Consider the following 19,024-nt stretch of genomic DNA (forward strand, 5'->3'; position numbering starts at 1 on the left):
AGGATGTTGACCTCAAGCAGTGACAGCTACTACGGCTGGTCAATCAATGGATACTCGCCCAGCAGCCCGTTGGGATCGACATGATGATGAGTAGTCGGCTTCGCAATGTCTACCCGAACCCTCAGCGAGAGTATCGTCAAGACGACCTTGAAGAACTTAGACTGGCGCAAACTTGAGCAGCACCTCTCTACGCTCTTATTGGATCAAGCTTGCGCAACTCAGCTTCTCGGCCTTCTTCGCCGGAGCAGCGACCTTATACAGAAGCGCCTTGATCCGATTCGAAGTCGGGCTCGTGATGCGTTCCTAGAGAACCTCGAAGCGCACCTCCTGAAGCATCTTGGCCTCGATTGGGCGGGTAAAGTCGACGAACTCAAGGCGCTTGGTCATCATATCGAGGAGGGCTATGCGGAGATACTCCGGAGCCTCTCCCGGACACATGCCGCCCAATTAGCACCCGAGGTCCAAGCTGCTTCTGGGTTAGCCTGGTCGGCACATGCATTCGATGAGATGATGAAGGAATTCCAAGCCGACTTGGCGCGCCGAAGACGCATAAAATTGAGCCATTTCCGCGTACGACGTCGGGATGGCACATCGTATAATCCGGACGGCGCGCTCGGCAATTTGATCAACATCACGACCATGACCTTGATGTTGCTAGGCTACCAGCAATCTTGGTTCGATGACGAGGGATTCCTTATCTTACCAACATCGCAGGACCCCACGGGTGATGAAAATGACAAGATGACCGCCACACTATCGTTGGCCGCTTCATGGCGGCTTTGGGAACGCCTGGAGCAGCGCTGTAGATACTTTGGTGGCGAATTGAAAACTCTGGGTGCCCCCGCGCCACAATGGGTGCCGAAGGATGCCGCAAAGGCAATTAAGTACGAGCTCGTTACGCCTGAAGAGGCGCACGATTACTACGCCAATGTACGGCTTTCCGATCAGCTGGCGCGGACGTACCATGGGTTGCTGCAAAATACCAACTTGAAGACTTGGGCCTCAGGGATAGACGGTGCTCTTGAACTACCGCCGAAGGGGTACGTGTCGCCGGAGGAAGGCCATTCATGTATTTCGCTCAGCGACGTGCTCGGCTACTTCATCCTTGAGGACCAAGAGCGCCCGTGTGGCCTGAGACTTATCGAATGGATCCGCGGATATTCCACGCTGCAAAGCGTAATCGGCGAGCGTTACCGGGCGCTCGGTAAAGACGGACTGCGCCACATCGTTTCCCGCAGCGATTTGCGCTCACTCCTAGAACGAGTCGGCCTGAGGAATGGAACCGCCGACATCTTCATTGACCAAACCTCACTACGCAAAACGAGCCGTGATCTTTTCGACCAACCGCTCATGAGGATGCGGGATGGTTCGCTGATGCTCTTTGGCCCCGCGATCTTATATTGCGAGGCTGGTCGCGTAACGCTTTCTGCCGTCGGACGACAAGGCGAGCAGTTGGCGCGCAAAGGCAAGGCCTTCGAAAAGGAAATGCTGCGCTTTTTCACGAGTCAGGGACTAGCGGCAACAGCATTTAAGCTGAAGATCGAGGGAGAAGAATTCGAGTACGACGTCGTCGTGCCATGGGGCGATCATCTTTTCGTCTTCGAATGCAAGAATCGAACGCTGTCGGGCCATAATCCGGCGGCAGCTTACTATTTTGCCTTAGAGATGAAGTCTGCCGTAAATCAGGTCGCCCGTTTGGCTACCGCATTGCACGATCATGCTGACATGGTTCGCGACGTATCCGGGATCGAGACAAAGGACAAGATTATCGTCTCCTGCATTTTGAATTCGTTGCCGTACGCAGCGACCGGCGCGCGGAATGGCGTCTATATGACGGACGTTTCTCTTCTTAAACGTTTCTTCGGCAACTCGCGTGAACCAGCGACAACCAAACGCAGAAACTCTGCCACATCGCTCTGGCTTGGGGACAAACCCGAGCCAGCCGACTTTCTCTCTTATCTCCAAGAGCCCTCAGCACTACAGGACCTAATCGCACGGACGCGCTGCGCACCGTTTTATTTCGATCTTGGCGAACAGACTGCGGTCGCGGTGACGGATATAATGGACAAAGACACGCCTGTTATGAGCATGGGGCGACTTTTCTCCGCCGAATACGGGTTCATCGAACGAGCCAGCTCGCGTTCCGATCTACACAAGAGAAAACTTATGGAACGACAAGCCGTTCGGGAGGCCGACCGAAAATGGCGGAAAGCCCAGCCTCGCACCAAGTGACGCACTCGCTCTGGACACCGCGCTTTGTAGCTCCCGAGGTAGGCACATAAGTGTCGGGCTCTGCACCACTAACCTCGCCACATTGAAAAATCGGGGGATTTTCATCTGAAATTACCCGGGGGCGCTGCGCGTCGCTTGACCGCTTGGACCGGCTTGTTCTAATTTTGTTCTCATGGCCAAGTGAGTCCGCCCGAACCGCCAGGTCGGGCAAGATTCGCCCAAAGCCTTCGAGACAACAACTGCAGCCACCTCTTCGGGCAGGAACCATGCACGAGATCATCTGTCCCCACTGTGCCAAAGCCTTCAAGGTCGACGAATCCGGTTATGCGGAGATTCTGAAGCAGGTCCGCGACGTAGACTTTGAAAAGCAGCTGCATGAACGGCTGGAGTTGGCCGAACGCGATAAGCAGAACGCTGTGGAATTGGCCAGGGCGACTGTTAGCGGCGATATGCAGAAGACCGCCGCCGCCAAGGACGCGCAGATCCTCGAGCTGAGGTCCAAGCTCGACGCGAGTGAAGTAACCCGCAAGCTCGCCGTTACTGAAGCCCTCAGTACTGTGGAGAAAGAGCGTGACACGCTCGCGAACGCGCTGGCCCAGACCGAGCGCGAAAAGAAAGCTGCCTCAGAGCTTGCCGATGCCCTGCTGGCCGGCGAGCTGCACAAGGTCTCTGCTGCCAAGGATGAAGAAATCCAAGTGCTGAAGGCAAAGCTCGACGCTATCGAGCTTGAGAAAAAGCTCGCGGTGACCGAGGCCGTCGGCACGATTGAAAAAGAGCGCGATGAGCTGAAAAGCGGCATAAAGCAAGTTCAGCTTGAAAAGCAGCTCTCTGAACAGTCGCTCAAAGACAAGTACGAGACCCAGATCAAGGATCGCGACGACACGATCGATCGCCTCAAGGATATGAAGGCCCGGCTCTCGACCAAGATGGTTGGCGAGACCCTAGAACAGCATTGCGAGACCGAGTTCAACCGGGTGCGCTCGATGGCCTTTCCGCGGGCGTACTTTGAGAAAGACAACGACGCGCGGACAGGCAGCAAGGGCGATTACATCTTTCGCGACTCGGACGAGGCCGGCACCGAGATCATCTCCATTATGTTCGAGATGAAGAACGAGAGCGATAGAACAGCCACGAAGAGCAAGAACGAGGACTTCCTCAAGGAACTTGACCGAGATCGCGGCGAGAAGGGTTGCGAGTACGCCGTCCTGGTCTCACTGCTCGAGCCCGACAGCGAACTATATAATGCGGGTATTGTCGACGTCTTCCACCGCTTTCCGAAGATGTACGTCATCCGGCCGCAGTTCTTCCTGCCAATGATCACGCTACTGCGAAACGCGGCCACCAACTCTTTGAAATACAAGACGGAGCTGGCGCTCGTTAAGGCGCAAAACATAGATATTACGCAGTTTGAGAATCAGCTTGAGACTTTCAAGAACGGGTTCGCCAAGAATTACGACCTTGCCTCCAGGAATTTCCAGACGGCAATCAACGAGATTGATAAGTCCATCGACCATCTGCAGAAGACAAAAGATGCGTTGATCGGGGCTGACCGCAACCTGCGCCTGGCGAACGACAAGGCCCACGACGTGACGATTAAGAAGCTGACGCGAGGCAATCCGACGATGGCGGCCAAGTTCGCGGAGCTCAAAGCGCCAGCGGTTGAAGCTGCCGAATAAATGGCCGTTTGCACCGAAGTGGAACCGCAATTGGCTTGCCGCGCGGTGCGAGCGCACTATCCTGTTGGCGCCCGAGGCGGGGGGTCGGGGTACAGGCGGCGCTGCTGGCTTGGGCGACGACCTAGGGTGCGGTAGCAGCTCGATGTTCTAGCTTTTCTTCTCAATTCTCACGCAGTGAGGATCTCCAAGCAGCGATAAGAACCGCGCCCGGACAAAGCACCCTTTCACCCTCGGCCCTATGCATCTGAAGTCGCGCGAGCACTCGCTGCTCCATCTCGTAGGCGGCGACCGAAGACTGCCACTCTTGCTGCATGACTAGGCCCCACTTCTCGCCGAGAATCTCGTGCGGAATGTGCTTGTTAATGTCCTGAAGCCTTGCGGCGAGGTCCTGTGCGTGGCCGATCTTCCAGAGGTCCCGACTGCCGAAACGCATCGCATAGGTGTAGGCGGTCACGGCGGCGGTTCTGGACATCTCTCCGGACCAATCAGATGGACGAGGGCCAGTAGTTGGTTTCGCAAAGGTGGCGGCAAGACGCATCTCGGTCCGCGGTAGGATCATCTCAGTCCTTGGCAACGCCAGTACCGTGGCGGAGTCGTCCGCGTCGAGAAGCACAGCGCGTATCGTTGCCTCGTAGGTAAGTTGCTCCTTCAAGACGTCGATGAGCTTCATGCGGGGATCGTCGAAGCGCCACGCGCGCAGTATCGGCAGCGCCCTCGGGTGGACGAAGGTTCCGTCGGGATTAAGATCGTGGGCACCTAACGTGGACCGATCGACGAAATCCTCGGTGGCCACCGCGATGGGCGCGAATTCGGCGAGCCCGAGAAGTCTCCCCCGTTGCCCGGATAGTGTTGGTTCGCCCTGTGTGCCCACGAAGACCAGAAGGTCTCCCGGCCCCCACTTGGCGATGAGCGTTTCGGAATTACCGTGATTTCCGAAGGAAGCGACGGGGCAGCGGACGGGATCAAATTCGTAGCACCTCTTGGCAAAGACCTGCATGATTAGGCAGGTTTCCTGAGGTCGTCGAAGACCTCATCGAGATCAGCTTCGGAAACCGGCGGAGCCAATAGGCCTTTGGACATCTCACGCTTTTTGGCGAGCAGTCGATCTAGTGACATGTCAAACGATTTGTCTGCCCACTTCGGGTGCCGCGCTAGGGGCACGTGAACACTCACGGGCTTGGTTTGTCCAATGCGGTAAACGCGATCGTTGCACTGGTCCTCGACGGCGGGGTTCCACCACCGGCTAAGATGAACGACGTGATTCGCAGACAGGATTGTCAGGCCGACACCAGCAGCTTTTGGCGAGAGGATCATGACATCGAAAGCCTCACGCCCCTCCTCGAAATCGTCCACAAAGGCCTGTCGTCTTGCCCCCGGCGTACTGCCGTTAATGATGATGGGACGGGGAATGCCCATATCCGTCGCGATCGCTTCTGCCAACATCACTTGCATGGCGCGATGCTCGACGAAGACGAGAGCACGTTCGCCGCGGCGTTGGACGTTTCTAAGTATCTCAAAGGTCTTCCCGAGCCTTGCTGATTGACCAATCCAAGCGAGGCAATCTTCGCGCTTAGTCAGGTCGAACTTGCTGGGGTCTCCTGGGAATAGACTGATTCCTCGCAATCGCTGGACGGTCTCGAGCATAGCACCTCGATTACGCTCGCCCGGCGCCAGCGCCTTCTCGACCACGTCGTCGTAGTGCTTCGCTTGTAACGGCGGCATCTCGACAGGGTATGGGATAACTGTCTTGCTCGGAAGCGAGACCTTCACGTCCTCCTTCATCCGACGCAGAATGATCGAGGGCGCGCTCGCGCTCGGCTTCAGAAGAAGGTCGGACAGCGCGCGGTACCGGTCTATGTCAGCATCTCGATATGTCTTGGAGAATGTCTGAAGATCTCCAAGTAGGCCCGGCGACACGCGGTCCATTATCGACCACAGGTCTTCGATACGATTCTCGATCGGTGTGCCGCTCAGCCCAAGGACGAAGTCCGCGTTCATGGCCTTCGACGCCCATGTGTTCAGGGTGCCCGGCTCCTTGATCTTCTGGATCTCATCAAAGACCGCAACGGAGAACTTTATCTTCGCAAAAGCCACGTGGTTGTCGGCCAAGGTTTCGTAAGTCGTCAATACCCAGTCGTGGTCAGCGATCTTGCGCCAGTCTAGCGGTTCGATGTCTGCAGTAGCTTGCTCCATGTTTCTAAACTTCCGGATGCCTGATCCGAAGACATCTGCTCGGTTCGGTCCGAGCGCATCTGACGCGAGATGCAGTCCCACCTCCTTGATCCAGTTTTGGAGGAGGGCGGTGGGAGCAACAATGAGGATCGGAAGCGATCGGCTACCCTTCTTACGCGTTTGAATTTCAGAGTTCTTACGAATCCACGAGAGGAACGCCAGCGACTGGAAGCTCTTTCCGAGCCCCATATCATCGGCAAGAAGAACACCTTGCCAGCCGGCAAGCCAAGAGTGGATCAGCCATTTGAAGCCATCGGTCTGGTGCGGCTTGAAAGCATTTCTGCCGAGGCGTTCGGTGGGTGGGGCCGTTTCAACGAAGGCGCGCCGTGGTACCAGTGTCGCTTCGTAGCTAACATCCTTGAAGTTAGTCTTAATCTGGACGACGAACGAGCCCTTGTGATTGTGCTGGTCTTTCTCGTTTCCACCCGACCGATCTCCCGCATCAGTCGAGATAGCCAAATCAGGGTCCGTAGCAGCGTTTCCGATCACCTGCCCGAGTATCTGGTGAGCCTGCTCTACGCGGATCTCGACGCCCTTGAAAGCGACGTTGTCCCGCTTCTCCACCTCGGCCTGACGACACGCTTCATGCAGCTTCTCGACTTCCTCCCGTGTGACCTCGATCTCAGAGTCGCCCACTCGTACCGGAAATCGTTCGGGCAGCCATTGCGTGGAGGAATTCGACAACCACGATAGCTCGGGGCGCTCCCACAGCCCGAGTCCAGTCACCCGGTCGGAGTATTGGCGGGTCTCCACGAATAGCGCGTTGGAGAGGCCATCGGACGCTCCAAGTCCGAGCTCTTTCGCGATGGCTGCGCGCGGGTTTTTGACAAATTCTCGCTTCTGAGCATCCGGCGCCGAACGAGTAGTCTTGACGATTCTTAAAGCGCCCCTCAGATCCGGATCGATCAGTACGTACGTCGTGCGGCGTAACCGATAAGCCCGGCTGACTTCGTGTTCGCCCTCGAAGGCACGCTGGAAGGCAGTCTGGTCGGTCGCAGCTAAAAGCCGATTTGCTTCCTCGTCGACCAATTCGTCGAATGGGTTCTGGTCTGCTTCGCCGTCTGTATCGAGAGCCGGGGCGTTGTCGTCCAGAGACCTGGCTTTGCTGCGGCTCATAAGTACGGGGACAAAGTCTAGCGAGCCGGGGACGTCTCGGACATCGAGCGAGAATGAGCCAGCCTGAAATACAGTGAAGCTCCTAGTAAATTCATCAGCTTCGACCATGGCCGGGTCGACCCGGGCGAGCGCGGCCGTGACGGCGGCCCACTTCTCCACCCTTTCCTCGATTGGCTTCTGCGCAGCGGCGTTGAACGCCTCGGCTGCGGCGACGAGTTGGAGGAGCGCTCCTTGAAGAACGCCAGACCTGCCGCCCCACTGCAACAGAATGCCCATCCGCTGCGGGTCAATGATCAAATAGCTCGTGTCTTTCCAGATGAGGCGAACAGAGGGGTCGCTACTTAGGGTGCCCGCGAATGAGACGTCCACCATTACTGGTGCGGGACCAGGCAGTCCGATCGTACCGCCAAACGACGAAGTGAATTCGGCGGCCGTGTCATTAGGAATCAGAAGCTTGTTTCCGTCCCAGGTTGCGACCTTATCTCGCACGAGCGCGATTAGGCGGCGAGCGATGGGCTGCAACCGGTCTCCGACAGACGCCCACGCGTCTTGGCCGAGCTCCTTCGGAGCTCCGATTCCGAGAGTTCGTGGTTGGACGAGCCGTACAGCGACATGTTCGCTCTCGCATGTCGAAACAAACTTCGCGCTCATTCCTATCTCACCGTGTATTCGCTCTGCATGATCCGTGTGTTAGTAAGGGCAAAAATTTCGTCAGCCACCTTGCTCTGCCAGCTGTAGCCGTCCGGCGCCACGTGATTGTATGCGCGCCTTGTCCAACGCCGATCGGAAGCCGGAGCCATTACGTCGTTGGACATGTAGCTTTCGGAATGAAGTTCTGGCGCGCTCGGATCTTGAGCGTCGTGCCAGATGTTGCATCTTCCGTTGTGGCTCCATTCGGCGACTAGCCCGTTGCCGATGCGCAGAAGAAGACACGAGTGACCGCGCTCAATCGGTTTGCTTCCACCCTTGCTCCAAATTGAGTAGGGCGTTTCGCCATCGAACATCCGACGAGCGCGCGCGGCTCCGGCCCTGTCGAAAATCACGCACGCGTCGGAGATGAGGTTCCTGTCATAGACGGAGGTCCAGAAAGCCCTGCGGTATTTCCAGTGTCGTTCCAGTGCGATCTCGTCGACGACATCGAGAAATTGCCGCAATGACTGCTCGATGAGCCAGCGCTTGACGACATTTGTGCAGTTCATCGGCGACCATTTTGCCTGGCGCGTCCTCGGATCGCCGAATTTTCCGAGGAGAAACGCGAGCATGCGGTCGCGGATGGGCTTTTCTGGCATGTTGCCCGCGTGAGGCAGTACGAGAGCGTCAGCCACTAGTCCGCGATGCCTCTCAAACGGCGCGCCGCCCTTTCTCTTGCCGCACCAGGACGACACGGCTTCTAGCCGATGGGCCGGTTGCATTTCGGCGGCTGCGATGTGGCGAAGTCCCGCCGCAAATGCCGCTTCGGCTAACCCCGCCTCCGCAGCTAGGTTGCCGATACCTTCAATGGATAGGAGTTCGGATGGCGATAGCTGTCGGACGATAGCAGCCGAGGCTACGCGAGCCGGCGCCTCTGCGGCATCGAAGATACGAAACGATTGATGTGCGGCCGACCAAGCGCCGGTGAACTTGGGCGCGAGCCGGGCGAGACATTCGGCCACAGCCTGCAGCGTCTTTGAATCTTCAGGGAACCGCACGGCATAGGCACCGGCGAGCCTACGGAAGTGCGACTTGCGCGAAAGGGCTTCCACGAGGCGTAGGTATCGATCGAGCAGCTCGGGCTCATCCGCCAACGGACTCACGCCGTCCCAGACACACCAGGGAGCGCGGAGCATGTCCGACGAGTACGGCGACAATCCTGCGATGAGCGCGCGTCTGATCCGCTCCGCGATCTCGTCGAGGTCGGGCGGAGCACGAACTTCGACTGATTCTGTTGGCGGGCGTATGGCGCTTGCCGCGGCCTCAGTAGCGAGCTGCTTAGGAGCGTCGAAGCGAAAGCTTCGAAACGTCCGCAGGTCCTCCAAGGCTGCCTTCAGCGGCATCGAGAGGTCCCCTCCTGATTGAGTTGCGCCATGCGCTCGATTTGCTGTCGGATCTCGTCGTTGAGCGTCTTGATCGCGCGAATGTCGTCGATGCCGTACTTGGTTTCAGCGTCCATCACGAACCGGAGATCGATGCGGCGGTTTCTGGCCCAGAAGTCCCTGCCATCTGCCGCTGTGATTGGACGTGTGGAAGAGTACCCCGCGACCGAAAGGATCTGCTCACCACGCCGGTTCCGGAACTGCCGCAGCTCGGGTTGATCGGCGAGGATTTCACGATAGGTGTTGGTTGCCCGTTCCGTCGACAGCTGCCAATTGTTGCGATCACGTTGGACTGGGTCGGCCACTCCCGTGGAGTCAGTGTGCCCCTCCAGGAAGACCGTCTCAAGCACAGCGCCGCGATGGCCGGAGCAATGGTCCGTCGCTCCGTCTTGGCAGGCTGAATAGCGCTGGATGATCGGCTCAAGCACGCGCGCTATACGCGCCACGTTGTCCCGCGCGGCCGGGTCCAAATCGGATTTGTTCGGATCGAACCGGATGGCTCGCTCAGACAGCCTGACCACACCATTTTGCTCGTCGATCTCGACCTGTTGGATGCCCTCCGCCTCCAGTCTTGACTTAATGTCAGTGAGAAGCTTCTGACGCTGGTCGGCCGCGACCTGCAGTGCCTCAATCGGCCCGCGGATCGTCTGCTGGACCGACGCAATCTTCGTATTGACGTCGGCGCTTAATGCGGCGTTTTCGTTGACGACTGCCTGGAGGCAGTTACGGATGCGTTCCGCATCCTCGTCACCCTTCCTGAAGTTGAGCGCGAACATCATCAGCATAATGATGAACAAGAATAGCATTCCGACCATCATGTCGGTCATGGAGATGAAGTAGTTTTCGTCCTCCGCCTCGTGACTTGACCCCGCGTCTAGTTCGATCTCGCTCATCGCGGTTTACTCCGCTGCCTCTCGCTGCGCGATCCTGCCAAGAAAGTCCTGTAATGCCTCCGCAATATCTGTTGTGTTTGCCTCCAGTGCTGCCGCCGCTCCTGACAGACCAGTGATGGCGCGCCCGCAGTTGGTGTCGATTTGACCGACGAAGTCCTTGATGGACTCTTGGTACTTGTTCGACTCCTCGATGATCGAAGCGACGGCCGCCGCCAAAGACGCGTCGACGCGTTCGAACTTGGCGGAATACTCGCTCCAGAGCTTCTGGAGTGCCTGGTGTTGGACGAGGAGCGACTCTGCGAGCTGTCGTGCTGCACCTTGGCTTTCGTGCAACTCGACGACGGAGGCGCGCAGTGACTGCGACATCTCTTGAGCTGATGTTGCGATCTGCGACGAGGCGTGCACAAGTGGCTGGGTTGCCGCCGCAACTGCCTCCGCGGCTTTTCCAAATGAAAGAGCGACGCTCTCGGAGCGCTCAGTGCTCAGGCGGAGGCCTTCCGCTTGGCGGCTCATGGCGGATTCCGTCTCCTTAAACGTGGAAGACAGTCGCTCAACGTCGGAACGCATAGTGGAAAGGACTTCACCCATCCCCGAGCGCAACGCCTCCGCCGTGTGCGAGGCGGCCTTGGAAGCGGCCTCCATGACCCCATCGAGGGCGGCGCGCGAGCGATCCACTGAGGCGTTCGCCTCGGACGCCGCCAACTCGGTGACTTTGCGCATGTGCGATTGGAGCACTTCCATCTGCTCTTGAGAGCGCTGACGCATTTCCTCTTCGGCCACGCGGAAGCCCTCCGCCGCGCGCGCGACTTCGGTCCGGACACCGTCAAGCATATCCCCAATGCCCGAGCGGATGGCTCCGGCGCCATCTTCGGAAGCCTTGGCCGTCGAGCTCGCCAGCTTCTCGATAACTTCACGAAATCGGGCGGCAGCTTCAGCGGATTCCCGCGTCATCACGTCCTGAAGGCTCGACATGACCCGCCCGAATCCATCCATCTGGCTTCCGACCTTGGCCAGCACGTCCCGCAGACCTTCCTCCATGATTCCCGTAGCGCTTTTCGACGCAGCTTCTGTACTAGCCTGGACCAGATGCCGAGCTTCCTGGGCAGCCGACGTGAGGGTTTGGACCGCATGCTCGACGGCTTCCTTTCCGCCGATGCTAGATTGCGAAAGCTTCTCGGTAGCATCCGCGACCAGACGCGCGAAGTTGTCGGTCGCGCTTTCGATCTTTGTCGCGAACGCGTCCCCTGTCGAAGCCAGCTTTTCCTGCATAGCCCGAATTACCTCGCCACTGCTGGCGAGTGCGGCCGATATCTCGCGCAATTCCCGTCCAGCGCTGCCCTGGACTACTTCGCTAAATTGCTCCAGAAGCCCCTCAGTTCCAGTCTTGGTCGCGTTCTCCATCTGAGTGGCCGTAGCCTCGAGCGTTCTCGAGAGTGGCTCCACAGCTTGAGCGACTGCTGTTCCGATTGTGGGAGCGATCGCCGCCCCCAATTTCTGAAAGTACTGATCCGTATTCATCTCGCGCAGCTGCAGAAGCTGCTGCTGGCCAAGGTCTAAATTTTTAATCGCCAACGCCTGGGCCGAAACGGCCGACGTGCGCGCCTCCAGTGCTCGACAGAAACGATCAAACCCCATATCGATGAGGATGCCATACGACCGAAAAAACATGCTCAGAGCGATTGATGAGAAGAGGCCGGCAATGGACGTAGAGAATTTGAAGGTCGCGGCGTTCAAAAGCTCGCGCAAAGATTGCGTCATGTCGTTCGCGGAGGCGCCTGTGCCGTGGGAAGCTTTCGAGAGCGCGATTACCAACCCAATAAACGTGAGGAGCAGACCGAGACCAACAAAATAGCCCGGAATGCTAGGCATAAGGCGCAGACTGAACATGTGTTCGCGCGCGAGGCCGGAATTGAAGAAGCTTTGGGGGCGGACCGTCGAAAACCGAATGACTCGACCGTTCACTTTCTCGCTGACTTGGGTTTTTGAATAGGCGAACCAAGCGGCACCGATGAGCGGATCGATTGCAAGCGACTGGTTAAGTGCGTCGTAGTTGGCCTCAAATTCCTTCTGGTCCTTCAGTTTCTCAACCTTGCGACGGGCACGCCATAGGAGGAAACGAACGGGAACCACGTCCCCCAGAAGGAGCGCGAACGCGATAGCGATGGCACAGCGCACGATCTCTGATGCAAGTGCGTAGGCAAACTCGGGCCGGCTTACGTTGTCGATGTTGCTTCGAGTGACTTCTTCCAGGACCTCGCGAACTAAAATAGGATTCGCGTGCTCTACGATGAGAGGCAGATGACCTGACATCACGTAGAACGCAACAAAGATACCGATGAGAATCGGCGCCCTGATGATTGGCGACCAAACCAGCTTTGCACTCGAGATCAAGAAAAACGCCCCCAGAACTTATTCCGGACCGAAGCGCATACCCCGTGCTCATCGATCCTTGAATGATGGCCCTCTCACGCTTGCGGATTTGCAGAAAGTGAGCTCAAGCACCGCTCACGAATCGAACAATTGGTGAACGTGCTTGCCGGCATCTGCTGTCCGTTCTAAAGGCTTCGCGGGCCGCTGCAATCGCAACTTACGTATTGTCCCTAGCGCAACCGCGGTCAACTCGCGTAATCCCGGAAAAGTTGGACGCAGGCGCGCTCACGTGGGCTATGGCCTGTGACTTCAAGCGGTAGCCGGTTGCCAGCCATGGGTTGTGCCTCGGACGTTACAACGGACATCAATAGCGGGACCGAGAGGTCCAGAGGACGTACCGTCTATTCGGAAGCTGGCATCTATCCGCCGGCCAATCCTCTTGAGATAGCCTCATTTGCATCCGTGATTGTACGGGGCCATGTCTAGTACCGGCATTGTCCACGCAACTCGCTGCGAGGGAGCGAGTGATTGGCAACCCTTTCGCCGGCATTACTGGATCAGCTGCCCGCCTGATGCAGCACTCATAGGGTTTGGTCGCAAACAGAGGCAGTTTGTTGACTGTTAAGGAAACTCTCAAAACCTTATCAGTCCAGCCCTACTGGAACCGAGCGACTCGTACCTCGCCGGGTTCATAACCTGCAAGTCGCAAGTTTATATCTTGCCTCCTAACCAACTAAGTAGCTGCTCTTCAGCGATAAACTAAGTCGCCGCCCACCACGGGTCACTCTCTCTTGCGCCGTCTCGCCACGCCCAATGATCAGCGCATCCTCTGGCGTATCAATCACCCCAATCGCCGCCCGGAAGCCTCCACTTGGTCATGCCTGGACCACCGCTATCACCAGCGACGACGCCTATCACACGCGACGAGCCGCCGTCGAAAGACGGCGATAGCTCATGCTCTCCGATAGACGCGGCTCTACGACGCGAACCTGGTCGAGAGCATCCGTCAAATCGTACGGGACGACAGACCCCTCGGATGTACCAACGGTAAGATTCAACAACAGCAACAGCGCGCTTGCCTTTGCCTCATTGTCGATTATAGCAAGCTTCTTGACGCCGTTTTGCTCTCCATAAAGGCCGTAATCGAGCATCGACCAGCACTCGAAGGGCACCAAAAAGCGCTCTATCGCACTAACAGCCTCCGCGAATGCTTCGCGACACGTGGCTGGCAGATCGGCGAACGCCTTGCTTACACCTGGCGTCGAAAGCGAACGCTCCTGCGGCCACACATCTCTCAGGAATGGGACGGCAGCAGATCGGAACAACTCTTCGACAGTGCTTTGTTCTCCGTTCCGGCCTGGCTTGGCGGAAATTTCTGCGACAAACTGCTGCACCGAATTTGCTGCGGTCGCTCTGACTTCGTCGTCAAGATTTCGAATCATCTGCGAGATGCGCGCGTTCGGCAGCACGGGCGGCCGCTGTTCGCGGAATGCGTGAAGTGCCTCAACGACCACGCTGAAGGCTAGCCGCCCGCGAATTTGCCGTCCTAGCCTACGGTCTGTGGCCCGCTGGGCCATCGCATCCCCGATAACCTCTAATACGTCCTTGAAGCGCGTGGCGCGAGCGACCGCTCGCCAGAGAGTTAAGGAGGACACTTCCTCACTCAGCAGCGGAGCCACGAGATTGTCGTGGGTCCATTGACGATCGGCCTTCAGAAAATAAGGGAGCGCCTGGATCAGTCGGTGTCGTGCAATGAGGCCGCTGCGACCATGGGCCACAATGAGCGCATCACGCATTTGGCGGGCGTCCGTACCAAGAGCGAACGGAACGGCAATTTGTTCGAGCGGCGCACAAGCTACAAGAAACACCCCAACAAGTCTGCCGGCCGGCGTGTTGAGCGTGTCCAAATCTCTGGGTTCACGATCCGTCGCGGTCGCCGTGACGCTGAGATTAGGCTTGTCTTCGCTTTCCGCCTGATTGTTTGTCGCTGCGACGGCGGCTGGCCATGTCTTTTTCCATGCGGCCAAACCTTGCTGCGAGGCGACGACCTGAAAGCGCCAGCGCTCCAACCAGCTGCTGATGCCGTCGACCGCTACAGCTATTGTTGCTTCGGACAACTGCACCAGGAGGGCGAGCACGCGCTCTGCTTCCTGCTGTGAATCGCCGTGCACAGCACCAGTTGCGTCTGGCTGCCCAGGCGCATGAGTCCACCCAAAGCGATCCCACACTCGCGCAAACTCGCTGCCGCCTCGGTCGGCAACTTCCAGATCGTCAAGCACAAGCAACGTCTTTGTAGGCAGCCTCAGCCAGTCGTCGGCGCGCTGAGATGGATCATTGTTCAAGCTGCGGCGCTCACTTCCGAGCGCTGTCTCCAGCGCGCGCAGTCTCGGAACGCCATTGAGATCGTCATAGCTATTGTCGGGATCAGCAGAAACTTCTCTGACCTGAACCCCTTCGGGATAACCTGCCTCACCTGACATTCCGGCCAGGTCAGGAAATTTGACGACGTTCGAATCCAGGCAACGCTTCGCATCGGGTGGCAAGCTAACGCCAGCCAACTCAATCCGCTTCAACTCCCGCACTGTCCAGTGCAGCTGCCTCTCTTTGACCTTCTTCTTTTCGGTCGTTTTGGGCCAAAATCGTCTTGGTGGGCCTTTGAGTAACCGAGCCGTTAACGTTTTCTGCGCGGCCGCATTGAGCTCACCGAACCGCGCCGCTCGAAGCTCGGCGATCTCGGGATATGCATGCAAGTCCCAGAAATTTTCGTCAGCCAGCGTTGAGAAAAACTCCGCCACATCGGCGGGCGGTATGAGGCGCGAATTCCTTGCGGCGGCGGCCCACAATCGCGAGTGCACCAAAGAGCTCGTCAGCCGCCAGCGACGAACAAACGCCAACTCTGATTCAACATCGAGGCTCCCCAACCGCGATACGACCTCATAGAGCAACTTCACCGCAGGTGCGATGCCGTAGTTGTAAGCGTCTGGGTCATCCAGCCCCGCTTGCGTTCGCCCGCCAGGAACGAGGTAATAGACGCGGTTCAGATCTCCCAATTGCCAGATCTGGCGCTGCCCATCCCAACCTATGCGCCGCCCGATATCCAACCCATGATCGATGGCGCTTTCCAAAGAGCTCGCGAGCGCTCGCAGGAATGGAACGTCCTCGAACGTCCCTAATTCGAGCACGGTCAGATCGACGAGGTCTCCACTGGTAAGGCTGGCCGACAGAAGCTGGCTAACGGTCGTCGGAGCTCGCGTTCGATTCGTGAACTGTCTGCGAGATGAGCTGACAGGCCGGACCCGCAGTCGCGGAGCGACCAGGTCAACGATCGCCGCAATGACCGCCCCCGAGCGATCGCCGGCACGAAGCCTTGCCTGAATGTTGTATATAGACGACGACGAGCCGCGCTCGACAAGTTTTTCGGACCAACTCTCCTCGATCAATCGATATGCGGCCGCCCAAGGCTCCCGAGAAAGGCGACCATTCGGGTTATTTAAAAGGTGATCGATCGCCGCGCGCTCAACGCGCTTATCCGACCCGAGCTGAGCAGCCCATTCAATAGTGGCCGACTCAGTCAGGCGATCGTCCAAAAATGCTACCGCGGACCGAAACAGTGACCGATCTTGCTCGTCGAGATATGTCCATGCCGGGTTCATTTGCGGCGTACCCGTTCCTTCTCGGTACCAATCTTCATGATGGCATCCAGCCAACCGACGTCGGCTTTCGCCGCAGACGCCAAGGCCGAGAGCCGCGCCCGTTCGCTCGGGTTGCCTCGCCTAACCAGGTGGTCGAACAGATCTCGCTCCGGATCAGATGCCGAAACCCTGTTATTGCGAACAATACGCTTGATCGCAGCGTCAATCTTGCTTTGCTTGCCGTTTGCGACCGAAAAGTCCGCCCACTGCTCAAAGGTCGATCGCAGCACGCTGTGACCACCGTTCGAATCGTACCAAATCGGCGTAATGCCGCGCGCCTTCCAATCCTCGAGCGCCACCGGATCAGGAGCGTCCGTACCGAAGAACGTAAATCGTTCCTTGAGGTCGGTGAACCGAAAGCCGTCGGCCGCTACCGCGTTGAGCAGATACCGCATCGGCGGATCGTTTGCGCTGTAGCCGACCAATACGAGATGATACAGACGTGCCGCATCATAGATGAAGTCGGGAACGACACGCCGTCTCAGGTAGAACTCTCCAAAATCCTGATCGGACAGCACAAGTTCTGAAAACCGCTGGGGAGCGCGGTCAAGCGCACCGTGAATATGTAGGATGCCGGCAAACTCGTTCTGCGTACTCGGCCGCGGAATTGAGCCTAGTGAATAGGAGTTTACCTTCGGGCGAATACTGCTGGCTGCTTGCTCGAGAAGCAGATCGAAGTTTGTGGTAATAATGGTCGTAGGTCCACCCCGGTCGGAGAGACGAACCAGCGCGCGATGCAATGAACCAGGCCGACTTCCGGCCCCACGCAGACGAGTGGCGACTTCGCGCCGCACACGACTATCGCCACGCGTCTGGTTGTCCAGGCGGCGTTCGAGCATTCCGAGGACGACGTCATAATCCCCGCCAATAAAGCGCTTCACTTCCGCCGACTGCCGCTCGGTCAAACCGTCGCAATCTGCCTCAAACTGATTGTGAGCGCCGCGAGGAACGCGCTCTAGGACCGCATGCGTTCCCGTGTCGAGGTTCTTATAGACGTCGAGAACGAGTTCACGAAAATCCGGCAGAGCAGGCCGGGAAACCCCGGCCCCACATATGAACAGCACTTCCCCCCTGGCGTGCGCCAGCAAGAGCCGTTCCGGGATTGCTGCCGTGTCGGCTCCAAGGCTGATGACTCGATCCTCGATCGAGACATCAGCGCTCGCCCCGCGATCTACCGACGCCAAACGTTCCCCCACCGAATCCCAGAACTTGCAACCTGCGCGTTTGCATCAGCATCAACGCCACGAAATGGTCAAGCCCTACGATTGGCTCCTCAATCCAAGTGAGGCAGATGTGCTCAGGCTCTCGCCAACCCCATACCGCGGGGCACCAATCATCGGTTGATGAGTCTCGAACCGCGAAGCGCCAGCGGCGCCAATAGACACGCTCAAGGGATTATCGTGGTTCGTCAAGCTTTCGATCGCCCACCAATATCCAACAATCGAAGCGCAGGTTTTCGCGAAGACTGTCGTGTGATTGCTTGGCTACGATCTAAATCAACACGACTGGACGCTCGTCAGCCTTCTGTACAGGGCAGATCTGCGCCATCACCTCGAGCAAAGCGCGTCCCGCCCTTCGAGCATTCTGGACAATCAGCGTCCTGACGCGGTTCGACCAATTGCAGCTTCCCAGTCAGGGCATTGATGTGTTGGTAGTGCAACTGGCGATCCGCGCGCAGCCCCAGGTAATCCATGAGAAAATCATTCACGGCATGCCCTGCAGAGACCGCATTAAGACTGATCACGCTGGGGTTTGGCTCCTCGACGCCATAGGCCTGCGCCTTGCGCTCCGCATCCGTCTTGGCTTCTTTGGCCAGGAGATTGGGATCGATCAGCTGATTGCACCAAAGGCATCCGGCACCTGGTCGAAGAGGACGAATGGCACTGAACGCATCGATGACTTGCCCCTGCTCGTCGGCGCGGACTTTCGAGCCCAACTGAACGGCCGGAATGAGATATTGATGGACCAACGCGTTCACGACCAGGCGTGCCCGCATCGAGTCCGCCGCAAGAAAGATATAGTCGCAGGCTTTGAGGCGGTCCGCGACCGAAGCTTTGGCCACATCGGCATTGAAGTGCTCGATGTGCGCAGATTGGCGAATGCGACTTAGCTTGCCGCCGTCCTCAACAGAAACTCCAAACCAAATGTGGGTCGGCCCAGATCCCTCCCCGTATCGTGACTTCAGAAAATTACGCATCAGGGACGACCGCTTCGTAAGAACCTGAAACGTGTGCCATTTCGCTTGCTCCATGGTGTCGCAAACGCGCGAAATGTACGCATCAGGAATATCCTTGTGAAACAAGTCGCTCATCGAATTTACGAAGACCATCCTGGGCTTGCGCCAGTGGAAGGGCTGATCGACGCGCTCGGGCCGAAGCATCAAGTCAAAACCGCTTTCAAACGCATGTCCGGGCGTCCCCCGAAAGCGTTCCGAAAAGCGCTCCGCGTAGCAATTGTCGCAGCCCGCACTAATCTTCGTGCAACCCGTTACCGGATTCCAAGTGGTATCCGTCCATTCAATTGTTGTCTTGTTTGCCATGGCATGAACTCGTTCGGTAGAGGTTTCTTCTCTCTTGAGAAGTGAAGCAGGACGCTTCGGTCATCGTTTACAAGTTCGACTTTCGAAGCCACCCGCATTTCGCCTGTGCCGCTAGGCATGAATCCGCGAATGCCGAACCTCAAATGAAAACACGCCGCCGCGACCACAGGCAGCCTGTCTGTGAACAGCGTGCTGCACGCTC

10 protein-coding genes are annotated in these 19,024 nt (G+C 57.8%); 2 read left to right on the plus strand and 8 right to left on the minus strand.

The annotated features are described in order from the left end of the window. Window positions 1-147 precede the first annotated feature (147 nt). Both FXB40_RS03610 and FXB40_RS03615 read left to right on the plus strand, forming a co-directional pair. Window positions 148-2,232 (plus strand): NERD domain-containing protein, encoded by a 2,085-nt coding sequence (locus tag FXB40_RS03610; protein ID WP_246207345.1) that lies wholly within the window; start codon window positions 148-150, stop codon window positions 2,230-2,232. 266 nt (window positions 2,233-2,498) lie between these two features. Then, window positions 2,499-3,908 carry a DUF2130 domain-containing protein gene (locus FXB40_RS03615; RefSeq protein ID WP_148770829.1) on the plus strand — a complete coding sequence of 470 codons (1,410 nt, stop codon included), beginning with the start codon at window positions 2,499-2,501 and terminating at the stop codon, window positions 3,906-3,908. Between the two features lie 160 nt (window positions 3,909-4,068). On the opposite strand, the gene FXB40_RS03620 is transcribed toward FXB40_RS03615, so the two are convergent. The 8 genes from FXB40_RS03620 to FXB40_RS03655 all read right to left on the minus strand — a co-directional run bounded on the left by FXB40_RS03620 (window position 4,069) and on the right by FXB40_RS03655 (window position 18,822). Next, entirely contained in the window at window positions 4,069-4,905 is an 837-nt protein-coding gene (locus FXB40_RS03620; protein WP_148770830.1) for a hypothetical protein, read from the minus strand. A 2-nt stretch (window positions 4,906-4,907) separates the two neighbouring features. Then, window positions 4,908-7,778, minus strand: coding sequence for a DEAD/DEAH box helicase (locus FXB40_RS03625; RefSeq protein WP_187436645.1), 2,871 nt, complete (start codon window positions 7,776-7,778; stop codon window positions 4,908-4,910). 131 nt (window positions 7,779-7,909) lie between these two features. Continuing rightward, window positions 7,910-9,289 (minus strand): EH signature domain-containing protein, encoded by a 1,380-nt coding sequence (locus FXB40_RS03630; RefSeq protein ID WP_148770832.1) that lies wholly within the window; start codon window positions 9,287-9,289, stop codon window positions 7,910-7,912. Next, window positions 9,280-10,221, minus strand: coding sequence for an OmpA/MotB family protein (locus FXB40_RS03635; protein WP_148770833.1), 942 nt, complete (start codon window positions 10,219-10,221; stop codon window positions 9,280-9,282). The genes FXB40_RS03630 and FXB40_RS03635 overlap by 10 nt, the downstream gene beginning before the upstream one ends. A gap of 6 nt (window positions 10,222-10,227) precedes the next feature. Next, on the minus strand, window positions 10,228-12,612 hold the full coding sequence (zorA, locus tag FXB40_RS03640) for an anti-phage ZorAB system protein ZorA (protein ID WP_148770834.1): 2,385 nt from the start codon (window positions 12,610-12,612) through the stop codon (window positions 10,228-10,230). An 893-nt stretch (window positions 12,613-13,505) separates the two neighbouring features. Next, on the minus strand, window positions 13,506-16,178 hold the full coding sequence (locus FXB40_RS03645) for a hypothetical protein (RefSeq protein WP_148770835.1): 2,673 nt from the start codon (window positions 16,176-16,178) through the stop codon (window positions 13,506-13,508). A gap of 62 nt (window positions 16,179-16,240) precedes the next feature. Continuing rightward, window positions 16,241-17,467, minus strand: a complete 1,227-nt coding sequence (locus FXB40_RS03650) for an SIR2 family protein (RefSeq protein WP_148770836.1) — start codon at window positions 17,465-17,467, stop codon at window positions 16,241-16,243. A 332-nt stretch (window positions 17,468-17,799) separates the two neighbouring features. Next, window positions 17,800-18,822: a DUF5131 family protein gene (locus tag FXB40_RS03655; protein WP_148770837.1), complete on the minus strand. Its 1,023-nt coding sequence runs from the start codon at window positions 18,820-18,822 to the stop codon at window positions 17,800-17,802. Between the last annotated feature and the right edge of the window lie 202 nt (window positions 18,823-19,024).

This window comes from Bradyrhizobium rifense, from assembly GCF_008123425.1.
In the GTDB taxonomy this organism is placed as follows: Bacteria; Pseudomonadota; Alphaproteobacteria; order Rhizobiales; family Xanthobacteraceae; genus Bradyrhizobium; species Bradyrhizobium rifense.

What these genes read in the sequence shown, in the direction of transcription:
- FXB40_RS03615 (WP_148770829.1), top strand. Translation starts at nt 2,499, where the DNA reads ATGCACGAGATCATCTGTCCCCACTGTGCCAAAGCCTTCAAGGTCGAC.
- FXB40_RS03620 (WP_148770830.1), bottom strand. Translation starts at nt 4,905, where the DNA reads ATGCAGGTCTTTGCCAAGAGGTGCTACGAATTTGATCCCGTCCGCTGC.
- FXB40_RS03630 (WP_148770832.1), bottom strand. Translation starts at nt 9,289, where the DNA reads ATGCCGCTGAAGGCAGCCTTGGAGGACCTGCGGACGTTTCGAAGCTTT.
- FXB40_RS03635 (WP_148770833.1), bottom strand. Translation starts at nt 10,221, where the DNA reads ATGAGCGAGATCGAACTAGACGCGGGGTCAAGTCACGAGGCGGAGGAC.
- FXB40_RS03655 (WP_148770837.1), bottom strand. Translation starts at nt 18,822, where the DNA reads ATGGCAAACAAGACAACAATTGAATGGACGGATACCACTTGGAATCCG.